Origin of the sequence: Cryobacterium sp. W22_MBD10_FK3, from assembly GCF_052113745.1 — a bacterium.
GTDB lineage: Bacteria > Actinomycetota > Actinomycetes > Actinomycetales > Microbacteriaceae > Cryobacterium.
In genome coordinates this window covers 21,307-38,799 of sequence record NZ_JBGQOH010000030.1, presented here as the reverse complement: position 1 = coordinate 38,799, position 17,493 = coordinate 21,307, and the positions used below count along the sequence as shown (strand labels likewise).

Below are 17,493 nucleotides of genomic sequence, written 5' to 3'. Positions count from 1 at the left end.
AAGGCCCCCATCTCCCCACTCTCCATTTCTCCTCCTCTTCCCCCCCCCTCCCCCCCCCCTGTCCTCTCTCCTCCCTCCCCCCCCCCCCCCCCCCCCCCCCCCCACGCCCGCTTTCGCGGAACAGGCCCCGAGCGAGCGAGCGCGGCGGCGTTACGCGAACGCGTTCGGCAGCGTGCTGCGGTGGCGCGACTGCAGCTCGGTCAGCGGCACCGTGAAGTAGTCCTGAATCTCCAGCTCCGGCGCCGTGGCATCCGTCACACCGATGCGCAGCACCGGGTAGTTGCGGCCTTCGCAGAGACCCATGAACTTCACGTCGTCTTCGCGCGGCACGCTCACCAGCACGCGGCCGGTCGACTCCGAGAACAGGGCCACGGATGCGTCAACTCCGTCGCGCTCGAGGATGTCGCCGAGCCAGACCCGGGCGCCAACGCCGAACCGCAGTACGGCCTCGGCGAGGGCCTGCGCGAGGCCGCCCGTGGAGAGGTCGTGCGCGCTGTCGATCAAAGCCTCGATCGACGCGGCGTGCAGCAGCCCGGCGAGGTCGGCTTCGCGGCCGAGGTCCACCACGGGCGGCACCCCGCCGAGGTGGTCGTGCACCACGGCGCTCCACGCGGAGCCGTCGAGCTCCTCGCGGGTGATGCCGAGCAGGTAGATGTTGTGGCCGTCGTCCTGCCAGCCGCTGGGCACGCGGCGGGCCACGTCGTCGATCACGCCGAGCACGGCCACGACCGGGGTCGGGTGGATCGGCTGGTCGCCGGTCTGGTTGTAGAACGACACGTTGCCGCCGGTGACCGGGATCTCCAGCTCGAGGCAGCCATCCGCCAGGCCCTCAACGGCCTGGGAGAACTGCCACATGACCTCGGGGTTCTCGGGCGAGCCGAAGTTGAGGCAGTCGCTGATGCCCACCGGCACGGCGCCGGTGACGGCCACGTTGCGGTACGCCTCGGCGAGGGCCAGCTGGGCGCCGCGGTACGGATCGAGCTGGCAGTAGCGGCCGTTGGCGTCGGTGGAGATGACGAAGCCGAGGCCGGACTCCTCGTCGATGCGGACCATGCCGGCGTCGTCAGGGAACGACAGGGCGGTGTTGCCCATCACGTACCGGTCGTACTGGTCGGTGATCCAGCTCGGGTCGGCCAGGTTGGGCGAGCCGAGCAGCGCGAGGAACTGCTCCTGCAGCGTCGCGGCATCCGTCGCCCGCGGCAACGCCATCGCGGAATCGGCCTGCAGAGCGTCGATCCAGGTGGGGTAGGCCACCGGGCGGTCGTAGACCGGGCCGTCGACGGCGACGGTGCGCGGGTCGACGTTGACGATCTCTTCGCCGTGGAAGTCGATGATCAGGCGGCCGGAGTCGGTGACCTCGCCGAGCACGCTGGTCTCCACGTCCCACTTCTCGACCACGGCGAGGAAGCCGGCGAGCTTCTCCGGCGTGACGACGGCCATCATGCGCTCCTGGCTCTCGCTCATCAGGATCTCTTCGGCAGTCAAGGACGGGTCCCGCAGCAGCACCTTCTCCAACTGGATGTACATGCCGCCGTCGCCGTTGGAGGCCAGCTCGCTGGTGGCGCAGGAGATGCCCGCGGCGCCCAGGTCCTGGATGCCCTCGACGAGCTTCTCGCGGTACAGCTCGAGGCAGCACTCGATGAGCACCTTCTCGGCGAACGGGTCGCCCACCTGCACGGCGGGCCGCTTGGTCGGGCCGCCCTCAGAGAACGTGTCCGAGGCCAGAATGGATGCGCCGCCGATGCCGTCGCCGCCGGTGCGGGCCCCGAAGAGCACCACCTTGTTGCCGGCACCCGACGCGTTGGCCAGGTGCAGGTCCTCGTGGCGCAGCACGCCCACGGAGAGCGCGTTGACCAGCGGGTTGCCCTGGTAGACGGAGTCGAACCAGGTCTCGCCGCCGATGTTGGGCAGGCCCAGGCAGTTGCCGTAGAAGCTGATGCCGGAGACCACGCCGTGCACAACCCGGGCGGTGTCCGGGTCGTTGATGTCGCCGAAGCGGAGGGCGTCCATCACGGCGACGGGGCGGGCGCCCATCGAGATGATGTCGCGCACGATGCCGCCGACGCCGGTCGCGGCGCCCTGGAACGGTTCGATGTAGGAGGGGTGGTTGTGCGACTCGATCTTGAAGGTGACGGCCCAGCCCTCGCCCACGTCGAGCACACCGGCGTTCTCGCCCATGCCCACCATCAGGTTCTTCTTCATGGCGGGGGAGACCTTGTCGCCGAACTGACGCAGGTACTTCTTCGAGCTCTTGTAGGAGCAGTGCTCGCTCCACATCACCGAGTACATGGCGAGCTCACCCGAGGTGGGGCGGCGGCCCAGGATGGTGCGGATCTCGGCGTATTCGCCGGGCGTCAACCCGAGGGCAGCGTACGGCTGCTCCTTCTCGGGTGTGGCGATCGCATTGGTCACGGTGTCAGCGACGCCGCGGGAGGATGTGTTGGAAACAGCGGTCACGAGTGGCGTTCTCCCAGAGATAGCGGATGCTTGACCCGCTTAGTCTACCGGCGACGCATCCTCGCCGGGCCGGTGCGGTCTATCGCGAACGTTAGGGTTGCGCCAGGGGCACCGGTCCCCGCGAGCGGGGGGCTCCATGACACGTCACACGTCCATATCCGCCACCGGACTGGCGCGGCGGGCGGCGATCGGCCTGATGGCTCTGAGCCTGTTGCTGAGCGGATGCTCGGCCGGGCCCGCCGAGAAAGCACCGGCGCCTGCACCGACAGCCGCGCCCACGTCCGATCCGAAGGAGATCGCGGCGGAGATCGCGGCGACGTTCCCCACCGAGGCGGAATGGCTGGAAAACTACGAGTCCGGGGAATTGTGCACCGCGGAGGTCCCCGGCCCGACCACGTGCGGGAACGACGTGCAGATCCCCGGCACGAACAGCCACGGCAGCGACCTGCGCGCCGGCGTCACGGCCGTGACGGCCCAGTGGGTTCATCTCTCGATCGTGGAATGGGATTCCGAGGAAACAGCGCAAGAGTTGTTACGAGCCGCCAGGGAAAAAGACACCGTCCACACCGGTGATTTTGACATCCCTATGAATGAAGAGACCCGGGAGGTCGGGTTACGCGGATCGGGCACCCTGGTTGATTTCGAGCGGCAGGGGTGGGTGGGTTACCGCAGTTACCACCGCGCTGAAATGACCGGTAGCGATGGGGCCGCCATTGCCCCCTTCAGCACGACCACCGTGATCCAGATGACACACGGACCACTTGCGTTCAGTGTGAATGTCGATCGGGCGAGCGCCGAACCCGGCGTCGCCGATGCCGAGGTGAACGCGTGGCTCGACCGCGTCTTCGGGCCCGAATAGGCCGGCGATCAGCGGTGCCGCGAAGAGCGCCCGTTAGAGTTGCGCCAGGGGCAGCGGCCCTGCGAGCGGGGGGCTCTATGACACGTCGAACATCCGCGGCCAGGCGGGCCGCGATCGGCCTGATGGCTCTAAGCCTGCTGTTGAGCGGATGCTCGGCCGGGCCCCGCACGGAACCAGCGGACTCGACTCCGGCGGCCACGGCCGCGCCGCCGACAGATCCGACGGCGATCATGGCCGATGTCGCGGCGGCGTTCCCCACCGAGGCGGAGTGGCTCGAGACCTATGGCAATGCGGTGTTCTGCTCGGCTACCGGGCCGGACAGTTGCGACGGCGTGGAAACGATCAGACCGGGAGTGTTCAGCAACGGCGTCAACCTGCGTGACGGAGCGACCGCCGTGACCGGCCAGACGGTCGTCCTGGCTGTCGAGGAATGGGAGTCCGACGAAGCGGCGCAGGCAGAGGTCGACCGAGCAGAAGTGGAGGACACCCTCATCGTCGAGGGCTCCGACGTTGGCACGGGCACCGTCACCGACTACGAGCGGGCGGGGTGGGCCGGGTACCGGCTGACCCAGGTGCCAGTCGAGACCGTCGACGGCGGCGCGACCAGTGTCATCCACCTTGATTCGTCGATCTGGATGAGGAACGGACCACTCGTTTTCACCTTTCGTCTCTACGAGGCGAGCGCCGAACCCGGCGTCGCCGAGGCCGAGGCGAACGCCTGGCTCGACCGCGTCTTCGGGCCCGAATAACCCGTTGAGCTGCGCGTGCCGACGCGCACGTTAGGGTTGCGCCAGGGGCACCGGTCCCCGCGAGCGGGGGGCTCCATGACACGTCACACGTCCATATCCACCACCAGGCTGGCGCGGCGGGCGGCGATCGGCCTGATGGCCCTGAGCCTGTTGCTGGGCGGATGCGCGGCCGGGTCCGCCGAGAAAGCACCGGCGCCTGCACCGACTGCCACACCGCCGGCCGATCCGAAGGAGATCGCGGCGGAGATCGCGGCGACGTTCCCCACCGAGGCGGAATGGCTGGAAAACTACGAGACGGGGAAGTTGTGCACGGCGGAGATCGCCGGTCTGACCAGTTGCGGCAACGAGGTGATCGTGCCCGTCACCTCAAGTCAAGGAAAGGACCTCCGTGAGGGTGTCACCGCGGTGACCGCCGCCGTCGTGGACTTGAACGTCGCCGAGTTTGACACCGACGAGGTGGCGGAGGAGTGGGCAGGCAAGAGCAAGGCCGCCGATATTCTGTTCACCGGCGACTTCGACATTCCCGCGAATGCCGAAACGAACGCAGCGGGGGCGCGCGGAACTGGCACGCTGGTTGACATCACCCGGGACGGCTGGGCCGGCTACCGGATGTCCCAGGTGTCCGAGGCAACCGGTTTCGACGGGAGCGCACGGGCTGCCGCAACCAGCACGAATTCGGTCGTAATGACAAATGGACCGCTCAGGTTCAACCTGAGCGTCTACTTCGCCAGCGGCGAACCCGGCGCGGGCGACGCAGAAACTGACGCCTGGCTCGACCGCGTCTTCGGGCCTGAAGAAGCCGACTGACGCACCCGGTCCGTGCGGCTACGCGGGCCAGGCGCCGTTATGCGGGTGGCGCGCCACCCGCATAACGGCGCGTACCCCGCGCTCGGCGCACTCGGGCCGGGTCGAGCGCGGGCCCGGGCGAGCGCGCCTCGGTTCGAACGCGGGCCTGAATCGAGGGACGGGTGCGGTGCGGGTGGCTAGCTCTCGCCGCCGGGCGGGCCCATCACGAGCAGGGTCGTGAAGACCGCGACCAGGCCCACCACGAGCACGGATGCCAGCAGCAGCGGTCGCGCCAACCCGAACCGCAGCAGCCGGCTCACCACGGTGTGGTCCCGGGGGTCGTCCGTGGCCTCCCGGCGCCAGCCGCCGTCGAGTAGGTTGCGGCGCTCGAGCCAGCGGTCGAACGGGATCGTGGCGAAGGGCACCACGGCGGTGGACACGGCGAGCAGCATCAGCCGGGGCCGCCAGCGCTGGTTCACACCCACGAGCACCGCGGTGATGCCGTAGGCCAGGAACACCAGCCCGTGCACAAAACCGCCCACCCGCACGGCGCCGTCGCCGAACTCGCCGGGCGTGAATACGTACTTGAGCAGCATCGCGGTGATCAGGATCGTCCAGGTGATCGCCTCGGCGATGGACAGGATGCGGTAGAGCAGGCGGGGTGACACGGGGGAGGCTCCGTACGAGGTGGATGGTGGGCAGGTCTGATCCCAGACTGCCAGCCCAGCCTGAGCGGAGCATCCGTCGAAGGTTGGACTCTCACCCAGCCCACTGTGCCAGCATGAGGAGATGACGTACCTTCCTGCAGAAACCCGTTACGACTCCATGCCCTACCGCCGCACCGGCCGGAGCGGCCTCAAGCTGCCCGCGATCTCGCTGGGCCTGTGGCAGAACTTCGGTGGCACCGTGCCGGTGGAGACGCAGCGCGCGATCCTGCGGCGGGCCTTCGACCTCGGGGTCACCCATTTCGACCTGGCCAACAACTACGGCCCGCCCTACGGCAGCGCCGAAACGAACTTCGGCCGCATCTTCGGCGAGGACTTCGCCGCCCACCGCGACGAGACCGTCATCTCCACCAAGGCCGGCTACGACATGTGGCCGGGGCCGTACGGCAACTTCGGCTCGCGCAAGTACTTGCTCTCCAGTCTCGACCAGTCGCTGAACCGGATGGGACTGGACTACGTCGACATCTTCTACTCGCACCGGGCCGACCCGGACACCCCGCTCGAGGAGACCATGGGCGCGCTGCACACGGCCGTCACGAGCGGCCGGGCGTTGTACGCCGGCATCTCGTCCTATTCGCCCGAACGCACCCGGCAGGCCGCCGCGATCCTGGCCGAGATGGGCACGCCGCTGCTGATCCACCAGCCGTCCTACTCGATGTTCAACCGTTGGGTCGAGGGCGGCCTGCTCGACACTCTCGATGACATCGGCGTGGGCTGCATCGCGTTCTCCCCGCTGGCCCAGGGGCTGCTCACCGACCGCTACCTCAACGGGGTGCCGGAGGGCTCGCGCGCGTCGCAGGCCGGGTCGATGAGCCGTGACATGGTGAACGACGCGACGGTGGGGCGCATCCGTGCCCTGACCGAGATCGCGGATGCGCGTGGTCAGTCGCTCGCGCAGCTCGCGCTGTCGTGGGTGCTGCGGCGCGGCACCGTCACTTCCGCGCTCGTCGGCGCGTCCTCTGTGAAGCAGCTGGAGACCAACATCGCCGCGATCGACAACCTGGTCTTCACCGACGAGGAGGTCACCGCGATCGACGAGCACGCCGTGGACCTGGGCATCAACCTCTGGGAGCCGTCCAGCGCCGTCTAACCGTTCCCTTAACGAAACGGGTTGCCCCGGCGAACCGGGGCAACTCGTGACAAAACCGGAGCGCAGAAACCTAGGCGTTCACCAGCGACCGCTCGATCACCGAGGTGAAGAACGCGAGCCCGTCCACGCCGCTCCGCATAGCGGCAGCGGTGTCGGGTCCGAAACCGGGCTCCACGGCATGCTCGGGGTGCGGCATCAGGCCCACCACGTTGCCACGCTCGTTGGTGACGCCGGCGATGTCGTTCAGCGAGCCGTTCGGGTTCACGTCGAGGTACCGGGCGATGACGCGGCCCTCACCCTCGAGGCGGGCCAGGGTCTCGGTCGACGCGATGAAGCCGCCCTCGCCGTTCTTCAGCGGGATGGTGATCTCCTGCTTGTCGGTGAAACCGTTCGTCCAGTCCGTCGAGCTGTTCTCGATGCGCAGGCGCTGGTCGCGGCAGATGAACGCGCCGGCCTCGTTGCGAATGAGCCCGCCCTCGAGCAGGTGCGCCTCGGTGAGCATCTGGAAGCCGTTGCAGATGCCGAGCACGGGCATCCCCTTGTTGGCGGCGTCGATGACCTCGGCCATGATCGGCGAGAGGCTGGCGATGGCGCCGGCGCGCAGGTAGTCGCCGTAGCTGAAGCCGCCGGGCAGCACCAGGGCGTCCACGCCGTGCAGGTCGTGCTCGCCGTGCCAGAGGGCCACCGGGGTGGCGCCGGCCAGGCGGATGGCGCGCTGGGCGTCGCGGTCGTCGAGCGAGCCCGGGAAGGTGACGACGCCGATGCGCATCAGTGCGTTTCCCCGGCGGCGACCTCGAGCACGTAGATGTCGGTCACGTCCTCGATCACGGTGTTGCAGAGCACGGTGTCGGCGAGTTCCCGCACCTCGGCGAGCAGCGCGGCATCCGCGGGCCCGTCAACGGTGAGTTCGAACCGCTTGCCGACGCGCACGCCGGTGAACTCGGTCTTGCCCAGGCGGCGGAGGGCGCCGGCGACGGCCTTGCCCTGGGGATCGAGCAGTTCTGCCTTGGGCATAACTTCTACGACGATGGTTGGCATGGCTCACTCCGTAAGACGTCGGGGGCGGATGCTGACGATTCTACAGGCCATCACCCGGCGCGAGTCCGGCCTGGCCCAGCAGGATGCCGCGCAGCACATCGCGCACGGCGGCGACGCCCTGGTAGGTCTCCACGAAGCTGGTGCTCAGCGGTGAGAGGCCGATGCGCAGTCCCTCCGGGGCGCGGAAGTCGGGGATCACGTCGTGCTCCCAGAGGATCCGGGTGACCTGCCGCATGGCCGGGTGATTCACGGTGACGTGCCCGCCGCGGTGCGTGTGCTCGCGCGGGGAGGCCACGGTGACGCCCAGCGGCACCAGCCAGGCATCCACCAGCTCGATCGCGAACTCGGTGAGCGCCACCGATTTGGCGCGCACCGCTTCGATGCCCACCTCGTCGATCATGGCGATGGTGTCCTGCATGGCGAGCATGCCCACGATCGCCGGGGTGCCGCTCATGAAGCGACGGATGCCCTGGGCCGGCACGTACTCCGGCCCCATCGCGAACACGTCGGCGGCGCCCATCCAGCCCTGGATCGGCTGGGACAGATCGGGCTGCAGCTCGGCGCGCACATAGCCGTACGCGGGGGCCCCCGGGCCGCCGTTGAGGTATTTGTACGAGCAGCCCACGGCTAGGTCGACGCCGTCGAGGTCGAGGTTCACCGGCACCGAGCCGGCCGAGTGGCAGAGGTCCCAAAGCACGAGCGCGCCGGCCTCGTGCACGGCGGCGGTGATCGCGGGCACATCGGCGAGGAAGCCGGAGCGGTAGGCCACGTGGCTGAGCACCACGAGCGCGGTCTGCGGGCCTACGACGGCGCGCACCTGGTCGACGGTGACGCCGCCGGTGGTGCTCGATTCGATCCAGCGCAGGGTGAGGCCGCGCTCGGCGGCGATGCCGGCGAGCACGTAGCGGTCGGTGGGGAAGTTGTCGGTGTCGAGCACGATCTCGCTGCGGGCCGGCAGCGAGTCCACGGCCGCGCGGGCGAGCTTGTAGAGGGTCACGGTGGTGGAGTCGCCGATGTAGACCTGGCCGGGGGCGGCGCCGAGCGCGGCCCGGCCGAGGGCGTCGCCGATGGTCAGCGGCAGCTGCATCCACTCGTCGTCCCAGCCGCGGATCAGCCGGGTGCCCCAGGCTCCGGTGAGGAACTCGGTGATCCGCTGCACGCTGGCGGTGGTGGGGCGGCCCAGCGAGTTGCCGTCGAGGTAGACGATCGACGGCGCCGCGTCGTTGCCGGCGGCCGTGGCGGCGTTCACGGCGGCGTTCACGGTGGCGTCGTCGAGGCCCACGAACCGGCGGCGGTAGTGGGCGAGGCCGTCGATGCGGTCCATCCGCCGGGCGAACGCGAGGTGCGCGTCGAGCCCGTCGGCAACAGTGCTGTCGTGCTGGGTCATGATCGGTGGTCCTCGAGGTCGGGCCGGGGGAGTGCGCGGGCGGGCTGTGCGTGGGCGGGGAGTGCGTGGGCGGGCAGTGCCTGAGCGCGGAGCAGCCAGTCGATGAAACCGGTCAGGTCGTGCGGGTCGGTGGGGCGGTCGCCGGGTATAACGGTAACCCGGCGCGCACCGGCGGGGCTGACGCCCGGTGCGAGTGCGGGTGCGAGTGCGAGTGCGGGTGTGGATGCGGACGGGCGTGCGGGCGACACCGCCGCGGGTATCGGCCCGTTCGGGTAACCCGGGTAGTCGGCCGTGAGCGCGGCCAGCACGTCATCGGGGGAGAGCCCGCAGGCCAGCAGCGCCGCGATCTCGCGGCGGTTGAGCCCCACCGGCAGCGGCCCGTTGCCCAGGTCGGTGCCGTAGAGCACCCGGCCGCCCGCGGTGTGGAACCGGGCCAGGTTGTCGCTCGCGACGTGGAATGCCGCGGTCGGTTCACCCCAGCCGTGGATGTCCAGGGTGCTGATCCAGGTGAGCCGGCCGGCCATCCGGCCGAGCAGCTCGCCCGGCAGTCTGTCGGTGAACGGGGTGTGCGCGAGCAGGTCGACCCCGGCCGTGAAGGCGGCGTCGGCCTGGCCGGGCCCCTCGGTGTGGGCGGCCACGGGCAGCATCCGCTCGTGGGCGGCGGCCACGATCGCCGCGAGGGTGGCGGTGTCGAGCACCGGGCCGGCGGCCGAATTGAGCGTGACCTTGATCACGGATGCGCCGCCCGCGGCCTGCCGGGCCACCGCGCCGGCCGCCTCACCCGGTGAGCCCACCGCACAGGCGCTGCCCGCGGGAGCCCAGGCCTGCCGGCTGGGGTAGCCGCCCGGCGCCCCGAGGAACTGGCCCGCGTAGCGCGCGTCGGGGCCGGCCGCGTCGGCCGCACCGGCCGCACTGGGCACAGCGTCAGTGCCGGCCACCCCCAGCGCTGCGGCCGCGGCGACACCGCCAGGGGCATCCGCGGCGGGCCACCAGCCGCCCAGGTCGAGCACCCTGGCGATGCCGCCGGCGGCCAACTGCGTCGGGTCGATCAGCGCGAGGTGTGCGTGCGCATCCAGAAACCCGGGCAGCAGCACCGTCATCGGCCCACCTCGGTGCGCACGGCGAACAGCTCGGGGAAGAAGGTCAGCTCAAGCGCCTTCTGCAGAAACCCGGCGCCGCTGGAGCCGCCGGTGCCCGGCTTCATGCCGATGATGCGTTGCACCGTCTTGAGGTGCCGGAACCGCCAGAGCTGGAAGTTGTCCTCGAGGTCGACGAGTTCCTCGCAGGCCTCGTACACGTTCCAGTTCTCGGTCTCGTTCTCGTATATGCCACGGAAGGTATGCACGAGTTCGGGGTGCAGAACCCAGGCCTCGGTCACGTCCCGGTCGAGCACCGCGGCCGGGATGTCGAAGCCCTGCCGGTGCAGGTAGCGCAGGAACTCGTCGTAGATGCTCGGCGCCTCGTACACCTCGGTGAGCAGGGCGAGGGCCTCGGCGTCATCGGCGAAGACCTCGAGCATGCGCGGATGCTTGTTGCCGAGCACGAACTCCACCGCACGGTACTGGTACGACTGGAACCCGGAAGAACTGCCGAGGAAGTCCCGGAACTGGGCGTATTCGGAGGGCGTGAGGGTCGCGAGCACCGACCACTGTTCGGTGAGGGTGCGCTGGATGTGCTTGACCCTGGCGATGCCCTTGAGTGCCGGCGGCAACCTGTCCTGCCGCAGGTGCTCCGCGGCGGCGCGCAGTTCGTGCAGCACCAGCTTGAGCCAGAGCTCGGTGGTCTGGTGCTGGATGATGAAGAGCAGCTCGTCGTGATGTGCGGGTTCGCTCACCGGTTGCTGTGCCGACAGCAGGGTGTCCAGATCGAGGTAGCCGCCGTAGCTCATCCGGTTGCGCAGATCCGTGACGATCCCCGGCTCGAGGTCGCGGGAGTTGTTCTCGACTGGCATGGTTTCCGTTTCCGCCGGGCGGGCACGAAGGCCCGGTTCTGTTCCCTGAATTGTGTGGGCTCGGGCGCGCAGGCGCAACACCGCGGTGCTGCACCGGGCCGACACGCCAGTGCGACGCGGGCATCCGCGCTGCCGACCCGTGGTGTGGCTTGGTGGGGGAGGCATCCCTCCGCGTGTTCGCAGGAAGTGGTTCTAGAATCGACCCCATGACTACCTCTGCCCGGCCCCCGCAGGACGCGTCTCAACCGCGGCGCCGCGACGCCCGGCAGAACCGTGAGCGCCTCATCGACGAAGCCCGCAGCCTGATCGCCGAGCACGGCGTCGACGCCTCGCTCGAGGAGATCGCCCGCCGCGCCGACGTGGGCGTTGCCACGCTGTACCGCAACTTCCCCACCCGCGACGACCTCGTGCGGGCCCTCTACGACATCGCCCTGGCCGAGTTGTTCGCGGTGCGCAGCGAGATCGAGGCGGCCCCCACGGCCTGGGCGGGTGTGGTGCTCTACACCGAACGCCTCGCCGAATGGCTGGTGGCCGACCCGTCGTTGCCGCCGATCCTCAAGCGGATGGCCACCATCGACCCCACGGCGCGGCCGTCGGTGGAGCTCGAGAGTTTTCTCACCTCGCTGATTCTGCAGGCGAAGAAAGACGGCGACCTGCGCCCGGATGTCGACTCGATGGACCTCGCCGTGCTCGTCACCATGATCGGTTCGCTCGGCGCCCTCGGCGGCGGGTACACCGGTCAGTGGCGCCGGCAGCTCTCCCTCGCCCTCGACGGTCTGCGCATGCCCGAGAAGCCGCGGCCCAAGCTGCCCGGGCGTCCGCTGAGCGTCAAGGAGTTCCAGGCCACCGTGCACGGGCTCACCCGTCGTGCCACGCGCGCGGCCCGCGGCTCCCGCACCGCCCGCTGACCCACGGCTGACCCCGCCGCCGGGCCGAGGCCCGCTCGTGGCACGCGTTAGTGCCCGCGGCACGTGTTGTTCCCGGCGGCGCATGTTCTAACCTGTGCCGCCGCGCCTAACCTGTGCCGCCGCGCCTAACCTGTGCCGCGAGGCCCTCGCTACGCGCCGGTCAGCAGGCCGAGCAGCTCGCGGTACCTGGCCGCGGTCTGCGCCACGATCTCGGCGGGCAGTTCGGGCGGGGTGCCGGTCTGGTCCCAGTGGGCCGAGAGCCAGTCGCGCACGATCTGCTTGTCGAAGCTGGCCATGCGCTCGGATGGCGTGGCCCCGTCGAGCCAGCTGGCGGCATCCCAGTACCGGCTGGAGTCGCTCGTGAGCACCTCGTCGCCCAGGGTGAGCTCGCCGGAGTCGCGGTCGGCGCCGAACTCGAATTTGGTGTCGGCCAGGATCACCCCGGCGGTCTCGGCGATCACGGAGGCCCGGCGGAAGATCTCCAGCGACGCGTCCCGTAGCGCCTGGGCCACGTCGGCCCCCACCAGCTCCACGGTGCGCTCGAACGAGATGTTCTCGTCGTGCTCGCCCATCGGCGCTTTCCACGCCGGAGTGTAGATCGGTTCGGGCAGCCGGTCGCCGTTCTGCAGGCCCTCGGGCAGCGGGATGCCGCACACCGTCTGGCTGGCCACGTACTCGAGCCAGCCGGACCCGGTGAGGTAGCCGCGCACGACGCACTCGATCGGGTACATGTCCAGGGTCTTGCAGAGCATCGCCCGGCCGGCCACGGCGGCGGGGATCAGGCTCGACGCGTCCACCCGGTGGTCGGGCACGAGGTGGTTGGGCACACCGGTGAGCTGGTCGAACCACCACAGGCTCAGGGTGGTGAGCAGTTCGCCCTTGCCGGGGATGCCCGGCTCGAGAACGTGGTCGAACGCGCTCACCCGGTCGCTGGCCACAACGAGCACTCGCTCCGCGTCGGCCAGGCCGGTGGAACCGTTCGGAACGTAGAGGTCGCGCACCTTGCCCGAATAGACGTGCTGCCAGCCGTCCAGCTGCAGAGCGGCCATCAGTTCGCGACCTTCGCGGCGATGTCGCCCCGGTGCTGGGAGCCCTCGAGCCCGATCAGCGCCACGGCCTCGTAGGCCCGCTCGCGCGCCTCGGTGAAGTCGGCTCCCACGGCCACGACGCTGAGCACCCGGCCGCCGGTGGCGACCAGTGCTGAGCCCTCCAGAGCGGTCGCGGCGTGCGCGATGGTCACGCCGGTCACGGCCGCGGCGTCGGCCAGGCCGGTGATGGCACGTCCCGTCACCGGGGTCTCCGGGTAGTTCTCGCTGGCGATCACCACGGTCACGGCGGCATCGGCCGAGAACTCCGGGCGTGGCAGTCCGGCTAGTTCGCCGGTCGATGCGGCCAGCAGCAGGCCGGAGAGCGGGGTCACGAGCCGGGGCAGCACGACCTGGGTCTCCGGGTCGCCGAAGCGGGCGTTGAATTCGATGACGCGGATGCCGGCATCCGTGAGAATCAGCCCGCAGTAGAGCAGCCCGATGAAGGGGGTGTCTTCACCGGCGAGCTGGCGCACTGTGGGCAGCGCGATGGTCTCGATGACCTCGTCCACGAATGCGGTCTCGCTGCCGAAGCCGGCGTCGAGCCAGGGCAGCGGCGAGTAGGCGCCCATGCCGCCGGTGTTGGGGCCCTCGTCGTTGTCGGCGAGCCGCTTGTAGTCCTGGGCGGGGGAGAGCGGCAGCACGTTGTGGCCGTCGCTGAGCAGGAAGAGCGAGACCTCCTGACCGTCCAGGAACTCTTCGATGAGCACGGCGCCGTGCTGCAGCCAGCGCACCGCGTGGGCGAGGGCGTCGTCGCGGTCGGTGGTGACGAGCACGCCCTTGCCGGCGGCCAGCCCGTCGGCCTTGACCACGTAGGGGGCGCCGTATTCGTCGAGGGCGCCCTGCGCCTCGGCGAGGTTGCCTGCCCGCACGGCCCGGCCGGTGGGCACGCCGGCGTCGTCCATGATGCGCTTGGCGAAGGTCTTGCTGCCCTCGAGGGCGGCGGCGGCCTGGCCGGGCCCGAAGACGGGGATGCCGCGGGTGCGCAGCGCGTCGGCGACGCCGGCGACCAGCGGGGCCTCCGGGCCCACCACGACGAGGTCGATGTTGTGCTCCTGGGCGAAGTTGGTCACCACATCGGAGTCGGTGGGATCGAGGTCGACCACCGGCACATCCGCGGCGATGCCGGCGTTGCCTGGGGCGGCGATCACGTGGGGTCGCGGCTCCTCACGCAGGAGGGCAGTGACGATGGCGTGCTCGCGGGCGCCGGAACCGAGGACCAGTATTCTCACCGGATCAGGCTACCCGGCCAACGCCCCCGTGCGCACCCGCACCGCCTCCGCGGGTCACACTGGGCGCGTTGAGACGGCAGACTGGTTACATGGCACGCGCGAGAATCGACGACGGATTGGGCCGAACCGCCGTGAAGGCATACCTGGCCGACGAAGCGGGCGCGAGCCGCGACACCAAGGCGCTCGCCGTGCGGTACACGCTGCAGCTGCTGGCCGAGCAGGCCGAGGGCAACACCGTGGAGGTGCGGGTTCCCCCGTTCGGCGCCACGCAGTGCATCGCCGGTCCCCGGCACACCCGCGGCACCCCGCCCAACGTGGTCGAAACGGATGTCGCCACCTGGCTAGGCCTCGCCACCGGCGGCCTGGCCTGGGCCGACGGCATCGCCTCCGGGCGCATCCACGCCTCCGGCCAGCGCGCCGACCTCAGCGCCGAGCTGCCGGTGCTGCCCTAGCCGCACCAGCACCAGCACCAGCACCAGCACCAGCACCAGCACCACCCGCACCCGGAGCCCGCTTCTGTTCCCCGTCCGGACAAATGCGTCCGGCACACCGGGTGCACTTGTCCGCATCGGCAACAGATGCGGCTCACCCGGCGGTCGACATGCCACGATGGGGCATGACCGAGGCCCCGCTTGACCTCCCCACGCTGCACGGCCACCGGCTGGTGCTGCGGGGCTGGCGCAGCACGGATGTCTCGACGGTGCAGGAAGCCTCGCTCGACCCACTCATCCCCCTCCTCACCACCGTGCCAAAGACGAACGGCGCACCGGAGGCCCTGGCGTTCATCGCACGCCAGCACGAGCGCCTGCGCACACGCGAGGGGTACGTTTTTGCGATCGCCGACCCCGACGACCGGGCGGTCGGGCACATCGGACTGTTCTTCTCGGCCGGCGCCGGCGCGCGCGCCAGCATCGGCTACTGGATCGCCGCGTCGCAGCGGCGCCGGGGTTATGCCGCCGAGGCGCTCGGCATCCTGACGGACTGGGCACGACAGCACCCTAATCTCGACCGTCTGGAACTCTACGTCGAACCCTGGAACACGGGCTCCTGGCGAGCGGCCGAACGCGCCGGCTACCACCGCGAGGGACTGCTTCGCGCGTGGGAACGGATCGACGGCTCACCGCGCGACATGTACATGTACGCGCGGCTGACGGCGCACGTTCCGCCGAACGAGTGAGCTGGTCCCGCCTCAGGCCAGGATCGCGGCGACCTCGGCCAGCGCTGGCATCGAACTCGTGGCGCCGGCCCGGGTCACCGAGATCGATGACGCCACGGTGGCCCAACGCACGGCGTCGATCATCCGTTCTTCGGAGATGCCGCCGGCGGTCAACGTCTGCGGCAGTCCGGCGGCGGCCAGCCGGGCCACCAGGGCACCCACGAAGGTGTCGCCGGCCGCGGTGGTGTCCACGGCTGTCACCGGGCGGGCGGGCGCCAGACCCAGCGCGGCGCCGTCGAACGCGACCACACAGCCCTCGGCGCCCAGGGTCACGATCGCCCAGGTCGCATCGGCGCTGAGCACCTCGGCGGCCCGCACCGGGTCGGCCTCGCCGGTGAGCTCGGTGGCTTCGATCTGGTTGGGCACCACCAGGTCCACCGAGGCCAGGAAGCCCTCGGGCAGCGGTACCACCGGCGCCGGGGTGAGCACCGTGAACACCCCGTTCGCGCGGGCCACCGCGACGCCGGCCACGAGCACCGGCACCGGCAGCTCACACTGCATGACCAGGAAGCGAGCTCCCCGAATCGTGGCCTCCTGCTCCGGGTTCAGCGCGGTCACGGTGGCATTGGCGCCGGACACCACGACGATCGAGTTCTCGCCGGAATCCAGCACGGAGATGTGCGCGGTGCCGGTGGGCACATCGGCCACGGCCAGGCCGGCGGCGCCGATACCCTCACCGGTCACCACGGTCCGGAGTTCCCTGCCGTAGGAATCCGCTCCCAGCGCGCCGATGAAGTCGACGGCCGCATCCTGCCTGGCCGCCGCCACCGCCTGATTGAGACCCTTGCCGCCGGGCACCGTGCTGAAGCCGGTGCCGAACATCGTCTCGCCCGGCTTGGGCAGCCGGGGCTGGCGAACCACAAGGTCCATGTTGGCGCTGCCGAGCACGGCGATCCGGTTGGTGCTGCTGAAATCGTTCACCGCACCAGTCTGACGGATGTCGCGCCACGGCCGCCGCCGCCGCCCAGCCTCCGGATCAGCGCCCGGCCCGCACCGGGAGCACGATCACGGCCCTCGTCACCGGGTGGGGCAGCACCTCGATCGCGTGTCGGTACACCATGCTCAGCCGTTCACTGGTGAGCACCTCGCCCGGCGTGCCCGTCGCCGAGACCCTGCCGTCGTCGAGCAGGGTGATCCGGTCGGCCCACGCTGCAGCGAGGGTGAGGTCGTGCAACACGACCACCACGGCATCCCCGGCCAGGGCCCGGTCCCGCGCGATCTGCAGCAACACTTCCTGGTGGCCGAGGTCCAGGGCGGCGGTGGGTTCGTCGAGCAACAGGATGCCGGCCTCCTGCGCCAGGGTGCGGGCGAAGGCGGCCCGGCCGCGTTCACCGCCGGACAGCGAGGGCAGCCGGCGCTCGCCGAAGCCGGCCAGGTCGGTCAGCCGCAGAGCCTCGGCGACCGCGGTCTCGTCGTCGTCCTCCCGGTCGGTGCGCAACCACGGCCGCCGACCCATCTCCACCACCTGCCGCACGGTGAACGGGAAGAACACGGTGCCCTGCTGCAGCAGCACCGAGCGCTCCCGGGCCAGCGCCCGCAGCGACCACTCGGCCAGCGGCCGCCCGCTCACCCGAACGCTGCCCTCCGATACGGCCTGGTCGCCGGCGAGGGCGGCCAGCAGGGTGGACTTGCCGGCGCCGTTGGGCCGATCACTCGGCGACGGATGCGGCGATCGAGCTGGCCGGCGTGCCCGCCACCCTCACCGCGGCCGGCGCCGCTGCCTTCGGCACCTACCCGGAGGGGGCGGCCCTCGACCCCGTCGACCTCGCCTTCAGCGTCGCCGACTGCGGTGTTGTCTCCGTGACCTCCGACGACGCCCTCGCGGAGTCCGGGGCGGCCGCTGTGTCCGGCGACGAGGTCACCCCGGTGTCCAGCACCGCGGGCCTGGCCTGGCTCATCTGGCTCGTGGTGGCGCTGCTCATCCTGGCCGCGCTCGGTACCGTGGTGCTGTTGCGTCGGCGGGCGGTCAGCGCAGGCGCCACGCCCGCCGCCTAACCGCACACCCGGCCG

General features: G+C 70.5%; 18 protein-coding genes and 1 pseudogene. 8 read left to right on the top strand and 11 right to left on the bottom strand.

Annotated elements, in window-relative coordinates:
• Positions 1 to 150: 150 nt before the first annotated feature.
• Positions 151 to 2,457 (bottom strand): phosphoribosylformylglycinamidine synthase subunit PurL, encoded by a 2,307-nt coding sequence (gene purL / locus ACEN2M_RS17995; RefSeq protein WP_441649512.1) that lies wholly within the window; start codon positions 2,455 to 2,457, stop codon positions 151 to 153.
• A gap of 136 nt (positions 2,458 to 2,593) precedes the next feature.
• Here purL and ACEN2M_RS17990 point away from each other — a divergent pair, with 136 nt between their 5' ends.
• The 3 genes from ACEN2M_RS17990 to ACEN2M_RS17980 all read left to right on the top strand — a co-directional run bounded on the left by ACEN2M_RS17990 (position 2,594) and on the right by ACEN2M_RS17980 (position 4,872).
• Positions 2,594 to 3,316: a hypothetical protein gene (locus ACEN2M_RS17990; RefSeq protein ID WP_441649511.1), complete on the top strand. Its 723-nt coding sequence runs from the start codon at positions 2,594 to 2,596 to the stop codon at positions 3,314 to 3,316.
• Between the two features lie 77 nt (positions 3,317 to 3,393).
• On the top strand, positions 3,394 to 4,065 hold the full coding sequence (locus tag ACEN2M_RS17985; protein ID WP_441649510.1) for a hypothetical protein: 672 nt from the start codon (positions 3,394 to 3,396) through the stop codon (positions 4,063 to 4,065).
• Positions 4,066 to 4,200: 135 nt separating this feature from the next.
• On the top strand, positions 4,201 to 4,872 hold the full coding sequence (locus tag ACEN2M_RS17980) for a hypothetical protein (RefSeq protein WP_441649509.1): 672 nt from the start codon (positions 4,201 to 4,203) through the stop codon (positions 4,870 to 4,872).
• Positions 4,873 to 5,048: 176 nt separating this feature from the next.
• On the opposite strand, the gene ACEN2M_RS17975 is transcribed toward ACEN2M_RS17980, so the two are convergent.
• Complete coding sequence (locus ACEN2M_RS17975; RefSeq protein WP_441649508.1) at positions 5,049 to 5,519, bottom strand: DUF3817 domain-containing protein; 471 nt, start codon at positions 5,517 to 5,519, stop codon at positions 5,049 to 5,051.
• Positions 5,520 to 5,640: 121 nt separating this feature from the next.
• Between ACEN2M_RS17975 and mgrA the strand changes: the two genes are divergently transcribed.
• Positions 5,641 to 6,666: an L-glyceraldehyde 3-phosphate reductase gene (mgrA, locus tag ACEN2M_RS17970; RefSeq protein ID WP_441649507.1), complete on the top strand. Its 1,026-nt coding sequence runs from the start codon at positions 5,641 to 5,643 to the stop codon at positions 6,664 to 6,666.
• Between the two features lie 70 nt (positions 6,667 to 6,736).
• Here the strand turns inward: mgrA and purQ are convergent, their stop codons facing one another.
• Genes purQ through kynA form a run of 5 tightly spaced genes read right to left on the bottom strand, consistent with a single transcriptional unit; the run spans position 6,737 to position 11,042 of the window.
• A complete protein-coding gene (purQ, locus tag ACEN2M_RS17965) occupies positions 6,737 to 7,435 on the bottom strand; it encodes a phosphoribosylformylglycinamidine synthase subunit PurQ (protein WP_441649506.1) in 699 nt (232 codons plus the stop codon).
• On the bottom strand, positions 7,435 to 7,704 hold the full coding sequence (gene purS, locus ACEN2M_RS17960; RefSeq protein ID WP_441649505.1) for a phosphoribosylformylglycinamidine synthase subunit PurS: 270 nt from the start codon (positions 7,702 to 7,704) through the stop codon (positions 7,435 to 7,437). Before purS ends, purQ begins: the two co-directional genes overlap by 1 nt.
• 40 nt (positions 7,705 to 7,744) lie before the next feature.
• Complete coding sequence (locus tag ACEN2M_RS17955) at positions 7,745 to 9,091, bottom strand: kynureninase (protein ID WP_441649504.1); 1,347 nt, start codon at positions 9,089 to 9,091, stop codon at positions 7,745 to 7,747.
• Entirely contained in the window at positions 9,088 to 10,191 is a 1,104-nt protein-coding gene (locus tag ACEN2M_RS17950) for a hypothetical protein (RefSeq protein ID WP_441649503.1), read from the bottom strand. Before ACEN2M_RS17950 ends, ACEN2M_RS17955 begins: the two co-directional genes overlap by 4 nt.
• The gene (kynA, locus tag ACEN2M_RS17945) at positions 10,188 to 11,042 is read right to left on the bottom strand and encodes a tryptophan 2,3-dioxygenase (RefSeq protein ID WP_441649502.1); all 855 of its coding nucleotides are present in this window, start codon (positions 11,040 to 11,042) and stop codon (positions 10,188 to 10,190) included. The genes ACEN2M_RS17950 and kynA overlap by 4 nt, the downstream gene beginning before the upstream one ends.
• Before the next feature lie 206 nt (positions 11,043 to 11,248).
• On the opposite strand from kynA, the gene ACEN2M_RS17940 reads away from it, so the two are divergent.
• Positions 11,249 to 11,950 (top strand): TetR/AcrR family transcriptional regulator, encoded by a 702-nt coding sequence (locus ACEN2M_RS17940; RefSeq protein ID WP_441649501.1) that lies wholly within the window; start codon positions 11,249 to 11,251, stop codon positions 11,948 to 11,950.
• 149 nt (positions 11,951 to 12,099) lie between these two features.
• Here ACEN2M_RS17940 and ACEN2M_RS17935 read toward each other — a convergent pair whose 3' ends face one another.
• Together ACEN2M_RS17935 and purD are read right to left on the bottom strand one after the other, a co-directional pair.
• A complete protein-coding gene (locus ACEN2M_RS17935; RefSeq protein ID WP_441649500.1) occupies positions 12,100 to 12,999 on the bottom strand; it encodes a phosphoribosylaminoimidazolesuccinocarboxamide synthase in 900 nt (299 codons plus the stop codon).
• Complete coding sequence (gene purD, locus ACEN2M_RS17930) at positions 12,999 to 14,267, bottom strand: phosphoribosylamine--glycine ligase (protein WP_441649499.1); 1,269 nt, start codon at positions 14,265 to 14,267, stop codon at positions 12,999 to 13,001. Before purD ends, ACEN2M_RS17935 begins: the two co-directional genes overlap by 1 nt.
• An 89-nt stretch (positions 14,268 to 14,356) precedes the next feature.
• On the opposite strand from purD, the gene ACEN2M_RS17925 reads away from it, so the two are divergent.
• On the top strand, positions 14,357 to 14,719 hold the full coding sequence (locus ACEN2M_RS17925; protein ID WP_441649498.1) for a sterol carrier family protein: 363 nt from the start codon (positions 14,357 to 14,359) through the stop codon (positions 14,717 to 14,719).
• Between the two features lie 164 nt (positions 14,720 to 14,883).
• Complete coding sequence (locus ACEN2M_RS17920) at positions 14,884 to 15,444, top strand: GNAT family N-acetyltransferase (RefSeq protein WP_441649497.1); 561 nt, start codon at positions 14,884 to 14,886, stop codon at positions 15,442 to 15,444.
• A 12-nt stretch (positions 15,445 to 15,456) separates the two neighbouring features.
• On the opposite strand, the gene ACEN2M_RS17915 is transcribed toward ACEN2M_RS17920, so the two are convergent.
• Both ACEN2M_RS17915 and ACEN2M_RS17910 read right to left on the bottom strand, forming a co-directional pair.
• Positions 15,457 to 16,404, bottom strand: a complete 948-nt coding sequence (locus ACEN2M_RS17915; protein WP_441649496.1) for a ribokinase — start codon at positions 16,402 to 16,404, stop codon at positions 15,457 to 15,459.
• A 55-nt stretch (positions 16,405 to 16,459) separates the two neighbouring features.
• Positions 16,460 to 17,116 (bottom strand): annotated as a pseudogene (locus ACEN2M_RS17910) (ATP-binding cassette domain-containing protein); the annotation flags it as partial.
• On the opposite strand from ACEN2M_RS17910, the gene ACEN2M_RS17905 reads away from it, so the two are divergent.
• Complete coding sequence (locus tag ACEN2M_RS17905) at positions 17,071 to 17,478, top strand: HtaA domain-containing protein (RefSeq protein ID WP_441649513.1); 408 nt, start codon at positions 17,071 to 17,073, stop codon at positions 17,476 to 17,478. The pseudogene ACEN2M_RS17910 and the gene ACEN2M_RS17905 sit on opposite strands and share 46 nt — an antisense overlap.
• Positions 17,479 to 17,493: the final 15 nt, after the last annotated feature.

Coding starts and splice junctions, on each gene's coding strand:
- ACEN2M_RS17980 (WP_441649509.1), top strand. CDS start 4,201: ATGGCCCTGAGCCTGTTGCTGGGCGGATGCGCGGCCGGGTCCGCCGAG.
- ACEN2M_RS17940 (WP_441649501.1), top strand. CDS start 11,249: ATGACTACCTCTGCCCGGCCCCCGCAGGACGCGTCTCAACCGCGGCGC.
- ACEN2M_RS17925 (WP_441649498.1), top strand. CDS start 14,357: ATGGCACGCGCGAGAATCGACGACGGATTGGGCCGAACCGCCGTGAAG.
- mgrA (WP_441649507.1), top strand. CDS start 5,641: ATGACGTACCTTCCTGCAGAAACCCGTTACGACTCCATGCCCTACCGC.
- ACEN2M_RS17985 (WP_441649510.1), top strand. CDS start 3,394: ATGACACGTCGAACATCCGCGGCCAGGCGGGCCGCGATCGGCCTGATG.
- ACEN2M_RS17990 (WP_441649511.1), top strand. CDS start 2,594: ATGACACGTCACACGTCCATATCCGCCACCGGACTGGCGCGGCGGGCG.
- ACEN2M_RS17955 (WP_441649504.1), bottom strand. CDS start 9,091: ATGACCCAGCACGACAGCACTGTTGCCGACGGGCTCGACGCGCACCTC.
- purQ (WP_441649506.1), bottom strand. CDS start 7,435: ATGCGCATCGGCGTCGTCACCTTCCCGGGCTCGCTCGACGACCGCGAC.
- ACEN2M_RS17935 (WP_441649500.1), bottom strand. CDS start 12,999: ATGGCCGCTCTGCAGCTGGACGGCTGGCAGCACGTCTATTCGGGCAAG.
- purS (WP_441649505.1), bottom strand. CDS start 7,704: ATGCCAACCATCGTCGTAGAAGTTATGCCCAAGGCAGAACTGCTCGAT.
- ACEN2M_RS17920 (WP_441649497.1), top strand. CDS start 14,884: ATGACCGAGGCCCCGCTTGACCTCCCCACGCTGCACGGCCACCGGCTG.
- kynA (WP_441649502.1), bottom strand. CDS start 11,042: ATGCCAGTCGAGAACAACTCCCGCGACCTCGAGCCGGGGATCGTCACG.
- ACEN2M_RS17950 (WP_441649503.1), bottom strand. CDS start 10,191: ATGACGGTGCTGCTGCCCGGGTTTCTGGATGCGCACGCACACCTCGCG.